The organism is Microbacterium sp. cf332 (assembly GCF_900102175.1).
Taxonomy (GTDB): Bacteria; Actinomycetota; Actinomycetes; order Actinomycetales; family Microbacteriaceae; genus Microbacterium.
Genome location: NZ_FNKN01000005.1, coordinates 38,416 through 51,667, shown reverse-complemented (window position 1 = coordinate 51,667; position 13,252 = coordinate 38,416). Strand labels below are relative to the sequence as shown.

The window sequence follows — 13,252 nt, the reverse complement described above, 5'->3', positions numbered from 1 at the left end:
GCGAACTCGGAAAGACATCGCCCGACCGCGTGGCGCGGCGGGAACCCCCTCAGGCGCTGGCGGCAGCGCGCCCGCGGTCGGCGGCGGCCGACAGCGCGCGTCGCAGTTGCGTGCTCGAAGTGTGCGCGGTGTACGGGAAGTAGACGACCTCGACCCCGACCGTGGCGAACCGACGCTCGAGTTCGCGCCCGCGTTCGGTGTCGCGCCAGTCGTCGCCCTTGAAGAAGTGCGTGAACCCGACCTCCCGCCAGGCGTCGAGCTTGTCGGGCACGCGCTCGATGTGGACGTCGTCGACGAAGTCGATGTGCCGCACGATCTCGGCGCGCTCGTCGGTCGGGATGAACGACGAGATGCCCTTGGTGCGCAGAAGCATCTCGTCGCTCACCACCCCGGCGATGAGGATGTCGCAGTGCTCGCGGGCACGCCGAAGGATCTGCAGATGGCCGATGTGGAAGACATCGAACGCCCCCGCGGCATACCCGATTCGCTGTGTCATGGCGCCCCCAAAACGCTCGTGACCCGCCCGTCGGTCCCACCCGACGAGCGCATTCCCCAATACCGACATCGCGCCGGTGCGACAGACAGTACACCGCATTCGGCGACTTTCGGTAGTCGGCGTGTCGCGGACACGTCGACGACATTCGCCGCGCATCGCGGCGGATCAGGGCTTCCCCTCGGGCACCTTCATGGTGTAGAAAACGAGAGCGGGTCGTTGTGGGAACGGCCGCGGAGAAATCCGACGCACTCGGTCATGCGCCTGGGAACGCACGATCGATCTGAGCGACTTCGTCGCGATGTTCCATTGGGGGGAGCACTTCATGCGCGTCAGCCATGCGGTCACGCGGGTCGATTCCCGCGGACACGGATCGAACCGATGACCGCGGTCGACGATCGGGCGGAGGTCGGATCCGACGATCGACGCGATCCGGCCGTCTCACCGCGACGCCTGCCGAGTCTCGCACTGCGCCGTCAGCGCGAGCGCCGCTACGCCCGGCGTCTGCGCGTCACCGACACGCTCGTCGCGGGAGCAGCAGTCGCCGCGGCCGGTCTCGCGTCGACGCGCTTCGGCATGTCGGCCGACACGGCCGCGACGACGGCCGCGGCGACGCTGGTCGTGTGGCTCTCCGCGCTGACGCTGTTCGGGTCGCGCGAGCCGCGCATCATGGGCGCGGGATCGAGCGAGTACAAGCGCGTCGCCAACGCCACCGGCGTCGCTTTCGCCACGCTCGCGGTGGTCTTCGAGGTCGCGCAGTGGGGCGGCCTGCGGATGCAGATGATCGTCGCGCTGCCGGCCGGGCTGCTCGCCCTGCTCGTGGCGCGGTGGCGGTGGCGCTCATGGCTGCGCACGCGTCGACGCGTGGGCGAGTACGCCTCGCCCACCCTCATCGCCGGCCGGCGCCGCGATGTCGACTACGTCACCCGCCAGCTCGCCCTCGCCGACAACGGGTACACCGTGATCGCGGTAGCGCTGACCGACGATGGTGCCGTCGCCGACCCGGGCCGCGTCCACGCCGTGCGCACCGCCGAGGACATCGCCCGCGTCGCCCGGGAGGTCGGCGCCGACACGATCGTCGTCGCGAGCGTGCCCGACGACGATCCGGACTTCTCGCGCTCGCTCGCGTGGCAGCTCGAGGGGACCGCTGCCGAACTCATCATGTCGAGCAGACTCGCCGACGTCGCCGGCCCGCGCATCAGCCTCACCCCGATCGAGGGCCTGCCTCTCATCCACGTGAAGATCCCGGTCTTCGAGGGCGCCGCGCACACGTTGAAGCGGCTGCTCGACCTCATCGTCAGCGCCGCCGCCTGCGCGGCCGTCGCGCTGATCACCCCGGCCATCGCCGTCGCGATCAAGCTCGACTCGCCCGGTCCGGTCTTCTTCCGCCAGCGCCGCGTCGGACGCGACGGACGCGAGTTCACGATGCTCAAGTTCCGGTCGATGACCGACACGGCCGAGCAGGAGCTCGCCGAGCTGCTCCCCGCGAACGACGGGGCCGGTCCGCTGTTCAAGCTGCGAGCCGACCCCCGGGTCACTCGGGTGGGGCGCGTGCTGCGCCGATACTCGCTCGACGAGCTGCCGCAGTTCTTCAACGTCCTGCGCGGCGACATGAGCATCTCGGGGCCGCGGCCGCCGCTGCCCTCCGAGGTCCGCAACTACCAGGGCCGTGTCTTCCGCCGCCTCTACATCAAGCCCGGCATCACCGGACTGTGGCAGGTGAGCGGACGCAGCGACCTCTCGTGGGAGGACAGCGTCGCGCTCGACCTCCGATACGTCGAGAACTGGTCGGTGACCCTCGACCTCATGATCATGTGGCGCACCGTCAAGGTGATGCTCCGACCGGTGGGAGCCTACTGATGAGTCCCGAGCAGCAGCCGACGACGGCCGCCGTGCTTTTCGTCGGCATCAACTACGCCCCGGAGCCCACCGGCATCAGCCCGTACACGACAGGGATGGCCGAGGGATTGGCGCGCGAGGGCTGGGACGTCCGCGTCCTGACGTCCTACCCGCACTACCCGTGGTGGCGGACGCCCGAGGAGTACCGCGATCTGCCGCGCACGGCGGCCGTCTCCGGCGTCGACGTCCGGCGCTTGCGCCACTACGTCCCCCGGACTCCCAGCGCGCTCAAGCGCGCCGCATTCGAGGTCGCTTTCGGGCTGCGCGCCGTGCTCTGCCGGTGGGACGCGCCCGAGGCCGTCGTCGTCGTCTCGCCCGCACTGCTCGCGTCCCGCCTGGTGGCGCTGCGCGCCCGGATGCAGCGCATCCCGGTCGTGACGTGGGTGCAGGACATCTACGCGCTCGGCGTTCAGGAAGCGGGGTCTGGCACCGGCGCCGGTGCCATCGGCGCCGTCGAGGCGAGCCTGCTCGCGGCATCCGAGCGGGTCGTCGTGATCCATCGCCGGTTCCGCACCGCTCTCGAGGAGCGATTGGGGGTCGCCCGCCCGATCGATGTCGTGCGCAACTGGTCGCACGTACCCGAACCGGCCTCGCACGACGTCGCTGCGACGCGGCGGCGGATGGGCTGGGGCGACGACGAGGTGATCGTGCTGCACACCGGCGCGATCGGTGCGAAGCAGGGCCTCGAGAACGTCGTGGACGCGGCCGTCATCGCGCGCGACCGCGGGTCGCGGGTTCGGTTCGTGCTCGTCGGTGACGGCGGGCAGCGTGCCGCACTCGAGCAGCGACAGGGCGCGGGTGCGGTCACCTTCGTGGACCCGCTCCCCGAGGAGGACTTCCTGCGCGTGCTCGCCGCGGCCGACGTGCTGCTCGTGAACGAGCGCCCCGGCCTCACCGAGATGTCGGTGCCGAGCAAGCTGACCTCGTACTTCGCCGTCGGCCGCCCCGTGCTCGCCGCGGTGGACGCATCGAGCACGACGCACGCGGAGATGGATGCGGCCGGCGCCGGTCCGATCGTCCCCGCGGCCGCGCCCGCCGCCCTCGTGGCGGCAGCCGAGGAGCTGGCCGCCGATCCCGACCGGGCAGCCCGCTACGGACTGGCCGCTCAGAGCTATCGGCGACGCATCCTGACCGAGGACGCCGCGGTCAGCGCCTTCGCGCGCACGATCTCGTCCGCGATCGCCGACACCCGCGCGTCCTCTGCCCGGCGCACGGCGCGTCGAGCTCGACAGCGCGGCGCCGCTGCACCCGTGACGGTGCAGCGCGCACCCTCGTGAGCGGACAACGTCGTCCGACTCGCCCCCGGCGGGGGTCGCTTCGGCGGCCCCCGCTTCGGCGTCTCCGAGACCGCGTCGCTCGTCCCGTCGTCCGGGTGCCGTCGTCTCCGCTGCCCGTGTGCTGAGTCGTTCCGTGCGCACCGCACGAACGCGGACGGCGCGGCGCCACGGGTCGTGAAGGGGTCCCGCCCGCGCGCTCCCCGACAGCATCCTGCGGGGCCGCCCGTATATAGATGTGTGCCTCGTCATGGTGACGGTGCTCGGGCGGCTCGCGTCGACGTACGTCACGTGGCGCAGACCCACCCCCGGCACGCCGAAGGCCCGGATGACGTCGGGCGCGTCATCCGGGCCTCCGGGTGCGGCGGATGCCGCCCCCGGCCCGTCAGGGCAGGGTGTAGGTGATGGTCAGGCTCGGCCGCTGACCGGCCGACGTCGCCTCGCGGGAGAACACCCGCAGGTTGTCGGCGGACGTGGTCGAGAGGCGCAGAGTGATGGTCTGACCGAGAAGCGGGGCGAGCTGGTCGGTGGCCAGCGCCACGCTGTAGGGCGTGTTGGTCGCGGGCGCGCTCGACAGCGTCCCGATCGGGCCGGTGCCGCGCACCGTGGTCGGGCGGTTGTTCCAAGTCAGCGTGGCCTCGTCCCACGCGCCATCCATCAGGTGGATGTCGTGAGCACCCGTGCTGCCCGCCGACGGGTCGGTCGAGGTCCGCACGCCCAGGGTCGCGGAGACGAGCGTCGCACCGGCCGGGAGGGTGGGCAGCGCGAGCTTGAGGAAGCTCTGCTGGCCCACGTCGCCTCGCGAGACGAGCTGGTTCGAGGTCGCGTAGTTCTGCGTCGGCGTGTTGGCGTAGCCGGCGGCGTCCGCGTCGATCGCGACGGTCGTCGTCACCGTCTGCACCGGCGCCACCACGGTCGCCGAGGCCGCGGCCGATGCCGCACTGGCGTTCCCCGCCGCGTCGCGCGCGACGACCCGGTACCAGTACGTCCCCGGAGCGAGTCCTGCGTCGGTGTACGTCGTGGCCGCGACCGTGGCGATCCGCGAGGCCGCATCGGCGGCGAAGCCGGCGCTGGTGCCACGGTGGAGCTCGTACCCGGTGACCCCGACGTCGTCGCTGCTCGCCGACCACGAGACCTGGGCCGAACCGCCGTTCACCGTCACGGCCGGGGCCCCCGGAACCGAGGGCGCCGTCGTGTCGGGCGCGGTCACGGTGACCGTCACCTCGCTCGATGCGGGGCCGGCGTTGCCCGCGGCGTCGAACGCGACGACGCGGTACACGTAGGTGCCCGGCTGCAGCGGGCCGTCCTGCGCGGTCGTCCCGGCCGTCTGGGTGATGCGGTTCGCACCCGACACCGCGAAGCCCGGCGTCGTGCTGCGGTGGACGTCGTAGCGCACGACCCCGCGGTCGTCCGTCGCGGCGGTCCACGAGAGGCCGACCGTCGAACCCGTAGCGGCGGCCTGGACGGCCGTCGGTGCGGTGGGCGCCGCCGTGTCGGGTGCCGACAGCGGCGTGAACTCGAGCACGAGCACGGGACGGTACGAGCTGTTCGCCGCCTCCGACGACCACAGCCGCAGGTTGTCGGCACCGGTGCCCGTCATCCGGAGCGTCGCGTTCTGTCCGAGGAAGGGCCGCAGCGATGCCGTCGAGAGATCGACGCTGTACGCCGTGTTCACGGCAGGCGCCTGACCGAGGCGCCCGGCGGCGGCGCCCGGCGTCGTGGGACGGGTGTTCCACGTGACGGTCGACTCGTTCCACGCGTCGCCGATCACCGCGAAGTCGGTGGGCTCGACGGTTCCCGCGGACGGGTCGGTCGAGGTCCGGAGCTTCAGCGTGACCCGCGTCAGAGCCGTTCCGCTCGGTGCCGACGGCAGCGGAGCCGACAGCAGCGACTCGATCTGGCTGGTGCCGCCGCGGCTCGAGATCTGCGTGCTCGCACCGTAGTTCGTGCCGGGCACGCCCTGCACCACCATCGCGTCGTCGGCCACGGGAACCGTGACGACCACCGGCTCGACCGACTCGATCGTCACCGCGACGGATGCCGCGGTTCCGACGTTGCCGGCCGCGTCGACCGCCGTGATCTTGTAGTGGTACACGCCGGGCGCGAGACCGGGGTCGTCGAACTTCAGGTCGGTGACCTCGGCGACACGGTTGGACCCGTCGGCGACGAAGGCGGCGTCGGAGCCGCGGTGCACGCGATAGGCCGTCACGCCGCGGTCGTCCGAGGCCGCGGTCCACCGCACCTGCACGGTGCCGTCGACCAGCGTGGCCGTGGCTGTGGCCGGCGCCGTCGGCGGCGTCGTGTCGGGAGCGGTCACCGTCGCCGGAAGCGAGGCCGGCGAGGCCGCGCTGACGTTGCCCGCCGCGTCGGATGCGGTGACGCGGTAGTAGTACGTGCCGGGCGCGGGCGACGGGTCGGTGAATCCGGTGGTCGCCGTCGTGCCGACGACGTTCGCGGCATCCGTCGTGAAGTCGGCCGTCGTACCGCGGTGGACGGTGTAGCCCGTCACCGCGACGTCATCGGCGACCGCGTTCCACGTCAGCGAGATCTCCCCTGCCCCGACGGTGGCGACGGGTGCAGCCGGCGTCTGCGGCGCCGTCGTGTCGGGGAGGTCGACCTGTACGGCGTCCGTGGCCGGTCCGACGTTGCCGGCGGCGTCGACCGCGACGACACGGTAGTACCGCGTGCCGGGCACCTGCGCCGAGTCGACGAACCCGGTCGTCGTGCTCGTCCCGAGCCGGGTGTCTTCACTGAGCGCGAAGTCGGCCGTCGTGCCGCGGTAGACGGTGTACGAGACGACCGCGTGATCGTCGGTCGCGGCCGCCCACGAGAGGTGCACGCCGTCGGCGAGAGCCTGCGCGGTCAGCGCCGTCGGGACCGTGGGAGGCACGGTGTCGGCGATGCCGATCGCGTGGTGACGTGCCACGGTGGCCGCGTCGAGCGTCGTCGGGTAGATCGCGAACTCGTCGAGCTCACCGTCGAAGTAGAACGACTGGGGCTGGCCGGGCCAGCCGCCGAGGTTGCCCCCGCCGACCCGCCAGTAGCCTTCACCGGTCTCGGCGCCGGTCTGACCGTTCGCGGCCACGAGCTCGCCGTCGACGTAGAGCTTGCGCCCCGTCTCGTCGATGACGGCGACGGCGTGGTGCCAGACGTTGTCGTTGTACGACTTCGAGGATTCCACCGTCGCGACGTACCCCGGGTAGGAGCCCCAGATGAGGCGTCCGTCGTTGGTCATGTACAGCTGCTTGTCGTAGTTCGAGCCCGTGCCGGTCGGGACGTTCTCGAAGCCGAAGAGCTTGCCGCCCGCCGTCGTGTCGGTGCGGAACCAGATCTCACCCGAGGTCGTCGGCGACGGCGCGGTGCGCTGCGCGATCGCCACGGTGCCCGAATCGTTGCCCGGGAGCGTGATCGATCCGCTGCCGGAGACCGCGCCCGAGGGCTGGGTCTGCACGCCCGAGTTGTAGGCGCCCGGACTCGTGCCGAACAGCGACGAGTCGGCCGCGACGGCCCCGGAGTCGTCGAAGCGCCAGTACAGCGAGGGCTCGGCCCCGAAGACCGCGGCACCATAGGCGTCTGCCGGTGCGTCGTTCAGATCGAGCGTGCGACCCGAGGCCTGATAGTGCGCCGCGACGCGGGCGGCGGGAAGCGCCGTCGGGTAGACCGCGACCTCGTCGATGAGTCCGCCGAAGAAGTTGCTGGCGGGCTGGCCGGGCCAGCCGCTGAGCTGGTCGCCGCCGACGCGCCAGACGCCCCAGTAGCCCTGCTGGTCGCGGTTGCTGTTGGAGCTCACGCGCAGACCGTCGACGTAGAGCGCCATCCCGCTCGCGCCCTGCGTCGCGACGATGTGGTGCCACTGGCCGTCGTTGAGCGGCTGCGGGCTGGTCACGGTCGAGGCGCTGCCGATCCAGACGCCGAAGGTGACGCGCCCGTCGTTCTGCATGTAGACGTGCCGGTCGTACGACCCGCTGAGGTTGGAGGTGTTCGAGCCGGTGCGAGGACGCCCGTTGCCGAAGCCGGCGATCTTGCCGCCCGCGGTCGTCGTCGTGTTGATCCACGCCTCGACGGTGTAGGTCGAGGGCCCGGGGCGCAGCTGGTCGGTGATGGCGTAGTCGTCGACGCCGTCGAACTGCAGCGAGCCGCCCGCAGCGGGAACCGCGCCGTTGGTCGAGACGGTCGCGCCGTCCATGAGGATCGCGGGGACCGCGTCGGTGCGGGTCTGTGCGGCGCCCGAGTCGTGGACCCAGGTGCCGTTGGTGGAACCCGACCACAGGCTCGTCGGACCGTCTGCGCGGACGGCTGCGGGATAGTCGGCGCCGGCCGCTCGGGCCGTCGCGCTCACCGCTGCGGAGCGGGCCGAGGTGTTGGTGCCGTCGCTGGCGGTCACACGGTACGAGTAGCTCGCCCCCGGCGTGACGTTCGCGTCGACGAAGGTGATCTGCGGGCGCTCCCACCACAGCGACTTGCCGGTGCCGGTCCAGATCGGGTCGGTCGCGTTGCCGCGGTACACGCTGTACGTCAGGTGGCTGTCGTCGGCGTCGACGACGGTGCGGAAGCGGACCTGGATCGTGCCGTCGCTCGTGGCCTGCGCGCTGACGACGGGCGTGGGCGGGGCGCCGGTGTCCTGCGGCCCGAAGCGGGTGAGCCCCTGCTGCGCGCGACCGTTGATCGTGGTGAAGTCACCACCCGACCACAGGTAGCGCTGTCCGCTCGCGTTCCCGGTGGCGACGGCGAGCGCGCGGGGGCCGATGCCCTCGCCGATGCCGTCGTTGCCGAGCGGAAGCCAGCCGAGCACCTCCATCGAGTCGGGGTTCTGCGCCATGAAGTAGCGGCGGATGCCGTCGTTGAATGCGTTGATACCGCTGCAGTCATGCGCGTGGCTGGCCGAGTAGAGCGTGCCCTGGTACATCACGAGCGACTGCGTCGCTCCGAGGCACGTGTCGCGCCACACCTGGTCGCCGGTCGCCCACGAGAACGCGGCCTTACCGTCGAAGACGCCGCCGCCGGTGCCCTCGTTGCCGATGTAGAAGCGTCCGTCGCCGCCGTCGATGATGGTCTTCGTGACCGAGGTGTCGGGGATGAAGCCCGGACCGTAGGTGCGGAGCACCTCGCCGCCCGTGCCGTCGCTCAGGCTCGCGCCGCTGACGATCGCGATCGAGTGCGAGTACTGGCCGTTGATCGAGAAGAGGTCGCCGCCGACGACCACCTTGGCGCCGTCGGGCGACACGGCGATCGCCCGGCCCTCGTTGACCTCTTTCGGAAGGTCGGTGCGGCCGCGGACCGCGTTGGCGGTCCAGGGCAGCAGCGCACCGGTCGTCGCGTTGAATGCCGCGAAGGCCTCGCGGGTCTGGCCCCCGACGGTCTTGAAGAGGCCGCCGGCGTAGAGCACGTTGCCATGCAGCGCGAGCGCCGTCACGGTCGAGCCGGGCAGCGGTGCCCGGAACGGGGCGACGGTGCACGCCTGGACGTCGAGGACGGCGATGCGCGCGATGTTGACGCCGCCGACGGCGGAGAAGTTGCCCGCGATGTAGACACGCGACTGGTCGGCGCTGACCGTGATCGCGCGGATCGTCGGGGTGCCGCCGCTGAGGGTGACGCCGAGCTGGCAGGCGTCGGGCTCACCGGTCTCGGCGTCGAGGATCACGAGAGCGCTCTGCGCCCGTGCGGCATCCGTGCGCCCCGCCGGCGGGCGGATCTGCGAGAAGGTGCCGCCGGCGACGACCTTGCCCCCGGCTGCGCCGAGCGCGTAGACGGTGCCGTTCGTCTGCCAGGTCGATTGATCCTCGGCGGCGAACGACACCCCCGGTGACAGAGCGGATGCCGGAGCGGTGACGCCGACGACGCCGACACCGATGATGAGAGCCAGGACGGCAGCGGCGACGGCCGCGATGCGTGTACGCACGAGTGTTCCCCAAGTGTTGCGCGTCCTCGCGGACGCTCCCCCAGAACGCACGACCCCCGTCGTGCGTCGATCCCCAAGCTCGAACCGGTGCCCCAGCACCAGTCCGACTTCGTGCATCGTACACTGTGGCTCAGGGGACGCATAGGTCGAATATGAACGACCGATGGATTTGGGGAGAACAATGCGATTCGACGAAGCGTGGAGCAGCCTGCGACAGGCCCAGAAGGGCAAACGAGGGGTATCGCTGTATTCGCGGTGGGTGAACCGCCCCCTCGGCCGCGTATTCGCGGCTGCGGCCGCGGCGACCGGGGTCGGACCGAACGCCGTCACGGGCGTCTCGGCCCTCGCCACCATCGCGGGCCTCGCGGTGGTCGCCGCCGTTCCGGCGAGCATCGCGAGCGGCATCGTGGCGGCGGCGCTCCTCGTGATCGGGTTCGCCCTCGATGCGGCCGACGGCCAGGTCGCCCGCCTCACGGGCGCCTCGTCGCGCGCCGGCGAGTGGCTCGACCACGTGGTCGACGCGGGCAAGATGGTCGCCGTGCACGCCGCCGTGCTCATCGGGTTCACCGCCGGCGGCCGCAGCGGGGGCGCGTGGCTGCTCCTGCCGTTGGCGTACGCGCTCGTGGCCGTCGTCCTCTTCGCCGGGCTGACCCTCTACTCGCTCCTCGCGCCCGCGTCCGGGACGACACCGCCGCCGTCGACGCTGCGCGCCGTGCTGCTGCTCCCCGCCGACTACGGCATCCTGGCCGTCGCCTTCGTGCTCTGGGGCGCTCCCGACCTGTTCGTCGTGGTCTACGCGCTGCTGCTGATCGCGACGACGGGCATCACGGTCCTGCTCGCGCGCAAGTGGTTCCGGTCGCTGGCGGCCGCGAACGGCGCGCCCGCCCCCGCCGCCCCTGAGGCGACGTGAGCCGACGGCTCAGGGCTGTGCCATCGCCTCAGCCGAGAGCGGCGATGACGGCCTGGGCGATGGCCTCGTGGCCCGCGTCGTTGGGATGGATGCCGTCGGGCGCGAGCAGTCCCCCGCCGCCCGCCAACGGCTGGCCGATGTCGAGCCACGTCGCCCCGATGCGCTCGGCATCGTCGCGCACCACCGATGTGAGCCGTTCGACGGCCTCGGGCGCCTGCTGGTGCCACAGCACGTCGGTGACGTAGATGCGGCTGCCGGGGTAGGCCGCGGCGACGGTGTCGAAGAAGGCGTCGACGTCGGCGTCGACCGGAGTATCGCCGATGTCGTTGCGGCCACCCGAGATGACGACGATGTCCGGCAGGAGCGACGACCCCTCGAGGGCCATCTCACCGAAGTCCGGACAGTCGGCCCGCCCGCAGGCGGCCGGAGCGGCCTCGCCCGTCACCTCGGATGCGAAACCGGTGCCGCCGCGCGCCAGATTGCGCACCCGCCACCCCTCCGCCTCGCCGACGAGATTCACCCAGCCGAGCGACTTGTCGCTCGCGCCCACCCCCGCGGTGTACGAGTCGCCCAGGAACACGACGATGGGCGACGGGGCCTCCTCCGCCGCCGTGCTGGGCCGCAGCGCGGCGCCGCCTGCGATGAGGCCGCCGATCGCGACGGCCGAGAGCGCGACGCCCCACACCGGCATGCCGCCCCAGTCGTGCTGCCACCAGTGCGCACCGACGCGGCGTGATCTCGGCACCCGCCCCGATCTCGTGACGCGGCGTGAGCGGGACGTGGCGCTCACCGCGTGCTCACGATCGTGTCGGTCTCGGCGATCCACAGGTCGTGGGTCGAGGTCTCGTCGCGGTCGAACCAGGCACCCGACACGTCGCCGCGACGGGTGGCGGGCACGCCCGCCCACAACCCGGGGTCCGGCACCCCCCGGGCGCGCGTCAGGACCGATCCGGCGCCCAGCACCGATCGGCGCGGCAGCACCGCGCCGCCCAGGATCAGCACGCGGGTTCCGACGAACGCCCGCTCGCCGATCGCGACGGGGAACGCCGCCTGGGCGTTGCGGCGCAGATCGACGCTGTGCGACATGACGCGGCTCTGGTGACCGGCCATCGAGGCGAAAGCGCCGAGCCGCACCGAGCCCGAACAGTCGAGCTGGTGACGGCTGGTGATCTTGGCGTGGTCCCCGAGCACGAGCACCCCACCCTCGGGCAGGTGCCGGATGAACGACGGATGCGACGAGATCAGGTTCCAGCGTCCGATCATGGCGTCGCGCCCGAGACGGATCTCGCGCATGTTCTTGACCACGTTGGCGGAGCCGAACGACGACCCCGGGCCGAGCTCGACGCTCGCGGCCCGCCAGACGATGCTCGCGCGCGCCCGAGCGGTGGGATGGACGCGGTGGCCCGCGCGCCGCAGCAACGCGTTCTTCACGGGGCTGGCGGGCAGCAGCCACAGGGCGAGCCTCAGCAGGTCGCGCACCTTGTCAGGCATCGATCTCCTCCCGGATGACGACGGTCTTGCTCGAGCGGATGGTGCGGGCCGCGGCGACCGCCTCGACGATCCCGCGCGTGAGGAGACCGCCGACGACCGCTGCGAGCGCGCCGGGCGCACCCCAGAAGACGGCGCCGACGGCGACGAGCGGCACCACGACGAGGGTGCTCACAATCGTCGCCCGCGCGCCGATGCGCAGGCGACCGAGCGAGGGTAGGAGGGCCTTCGCGACGAGCGACTCGAAGAAGTTGACGGCGACGAAGAGCGCCATGAGCACGATGGCGATCGTGGCCACCTCGATCTCGCCGCTGCCGAGCCAGGTCAGCGCCGGTGCGCCCGCGAGCAGCACGGCCACCCCGATGACGAGGGCCATCCCGCCGCCCACGACGAGAACGCTGCGGGCACGCGACGCGCTCTGGACGGTGTCCCGGCGCGGCACCCACCCCTGCGCGACGGTGATCACGGGCTGCAGGGCGACGCCGACCTGCCGCTGGAACTTGTCGACGAGCGCGAACACCGGCTGGGCTGCGGGCGCGACGATCGTGACCACGACGAGCGGGACGGCGATGTACACCGCGGAGCCGAGGGCCGAGCCCATGCCGTGCCGCTGGTCGGCCAGGATGCGCGTCAAGCGGGCCGGTCTCGGTGCGAGCGCACGATGACGGCGCGTGCGCACCAGGATCCACGTCGTCGAGCACGCGAAAGCCGCGATCATGCCGCCGAGCATGCCGGCGAGTCCGGCTGCGGCGCCGCTGCCGCCGAGCATCAGCGCGATGCCCACCGCTGTGCCCGCCACGCGCGGCAGCGTCTCGGCGAGCAGCAGCGCGTACGGAGCGCCCCGGCCGACGAAGTACCAGTTGGCCGAGACGCCGGCGGCGGCGGCGGTGACCGCTCCGAGGACGGCCAGACCCGCGGACTGCGGCGACAGCGCGGCGGCGGCGAGACCGCTCGACGCGGCGATCGGCGCGAAGAGCACGAGTCGCGCTCGCACGGACTCGACGTAGGCGGTGCGGCGATGCGGCTCGTCGGCGACGGCGATGCGAGCAGGCCCCGACACGCCCCATCCGAAGCCGATGGCGGCGGCGGCGATGGCTCCGACGGCCTGCCCGAGCGCGATCGCCCCCCAGCCCCGGTCGCCCTCGGCCGCCACCATGACCGGGATCGCTGCGAGCGACGCGACGGCCAGCAGCGCGATGGACAGAGCGAAACCCGACATCCTGCCGAGCCCGCCGGAGAGACGGCGCAGTCGCCGTCGCACGTCGGACATTCCCCCAATACCCCCGAAT

The 13,252-nt window shown here is 72.1% G+C and carries 8 protein-coding genes; 3 read left to right on the top strand and 5 right to left on the bottom strand.

All coding sequences use genetic code 11. The annotated features are described in order from the left end of the window. Positions 1 to 49: 49 nt before the first annotated feature. Positions 50 to 496: an FAD synthase family protein gene (locus BLT21_RS15250; protein ID WP_091503857.1), complete on the bottom strand. Its 447-nt coding sequence runs from the start codon at positions 494 to 496 to the stop codon at positions 50 to 52. Positions 497 to 874: 378 nt separating this feature from the next. Here BLT21_RS15250 and BLT21_RS15245 point away from each other — a divergent pair, with 378 nt between their 5' ends. Continuing rightward, positions 875 to 2,353, top strand: a complete 1,479-nt coding sequence (locus tag BLT21_RS15245; RefSeq protein ID WP_091503854.1) for a sugar transferase — start codon at positions 875 to 877, stop codon at positions 2,351 to 2,353. Beyond that, on the top strand, positions 2,353 to 3,669 hold the full coding sequence (locus BLT21_RS15240; RefSeq protein WP_091503851.1) for a glycosyltransferase: 1,317 nt from the start codon (positions 2,353 to 2,355) through the stop codon (positions 3,667 to 3,669). Before BLT21_RS15245 ends, BLT21_RS15240 begins: the two co-directional genes overlap by 1 nt. A gap of 382 nt (positions 3,670 to 4,051) precedes the next feature. Here the strand turns inward: BLT21_RS15240 and BLT21_RS15585 are convergent, their stop codons facing one another. Then, positions 4,052 to 9,565: a LamG-like jellyroll fold domain-containing protein gene (locus BLT21_RS15585; RefSeq protein ID WP_218125837.1), complete on the bottom strand. Its 5,514-nt coding sequence runs from the start codon at positions 9,563 to 9,565 to the stop codon at positions 4,052 to 4,054. 181 nt (positions 9,566 to 9,746) lie between these two features. On the opposite strand from BLT21_RS15585, the gene BLT21_RS15230 reads away from it, so the two are divergent. After that, positions 9,747 to 10,475: a CDP-alcohol phosphatidyltransferase family protein gene (locus BLT21_RS15230; protein WP_176786956.1), complete on the top strand. Its 729-nt coding sequence runs from the start codon at positions 9,747 to 9,749 to the stop codon at positions 10,473 to 10,475. A gap of 28 nt (positions 10,476 to 10,503) precedes the next feature. Here BLT21_RS15230 and BLT21_RS15225 read toward each other — a convergent pair whose 3' ends face one another. From BLT21_RS15225 to BLT21_RS15215, 3 genes are read right to left on the bottom strand one after another with little or no spacing between them, the layout of a single operon-like run. Continuing rightward, a complete protein-coding gene (locus BLT21_RS15225; RefSeq protein WP_091503846.1) occupies positions 10,504 to 11,220 on the bottom strand; it encodes an SGNH/GDSL hydrolase family protein in 717 nt (238 codons plus the stop codon). Between the two features lie 41 nt (positions 11,221 to 11,261). Beyond that, positions 11,262 to 11,966: an acyltransferase gene (locus BLT21_RS15220; protein WP_091503843.1), complete on the bottom strand. Its 705-nt coding sequence runs from the start codon at positions 11,964 to 11,966 to the stop codon at positions 11,262 to 11,264. Further along, positions 11,959 to 13,233 (bottom strand): polysaccharide biosynthesis protein, encoded by a 1,275-nt coding sequence (locus BLT21_RS15215; RefSeq protein ID WP_091503841.1) that lies wholly within the window; start codon positions 13,231 to 13,233, stop codon positions 11,959 to 11,961. The genes BLT21_RS15220 and BLT21_RS15215 overlap by 8 nt, the downstream gene beginning before the upstream one ends. Between the last annotated feature and the right edge of the window lie 19 nt (positions 13,234 to 13,252).

What these genes read in the sequence shown, in the direction of transcription:
- BLT21_RS15250 (WP_091503857.1), bottom strand. Translation starts at nt 496, where the DNA reads ATGACACAGCGAATCGGGTATGCCGCGGGGGCGTTCGATGTCTTCCAC.
- BLT21_RS15245 (WP_091503854.1), top strand. Translation starts at nt 875, where the DNA reads ATGACCGCGGTCGACGATCGGGCGGAGGTCGGATCCGACGATCGACGC.
- BLT21_RS15240 (WP_091503851.1), top strand. Translation starts at nt 2,353, where the DNA reads ATGAGTCCCGAGCAGCAGCCGACGACGGCCGCCGTGCTTTTCGTCGGC.
- BLT21_RS15230 (WP_176786956.1), top strand. Translation starts at nt 9,747, where the DNA reads ATGCGATTCGACGAAGCGTGGAGCAGCCTGCGACAGGCCCAGAAGGGC.
- BLT21_RS15220 (WP_091503843.1), bottom strand. Translation starts at nt 11,966, where the DNA reads ATGCCTGACAAGGTGCGCGACCTGCTGAGGCTCGCCCTGTGGCTGCTG.
- BLT21_RS15215 (WP_091503841.1), bottom strand. Translation starts at nt 13,233, where the DNA reads ATGTCCGACGTGCGACGGCGACTGCGCCGTCTCTCCGGCGGGCTCGGC.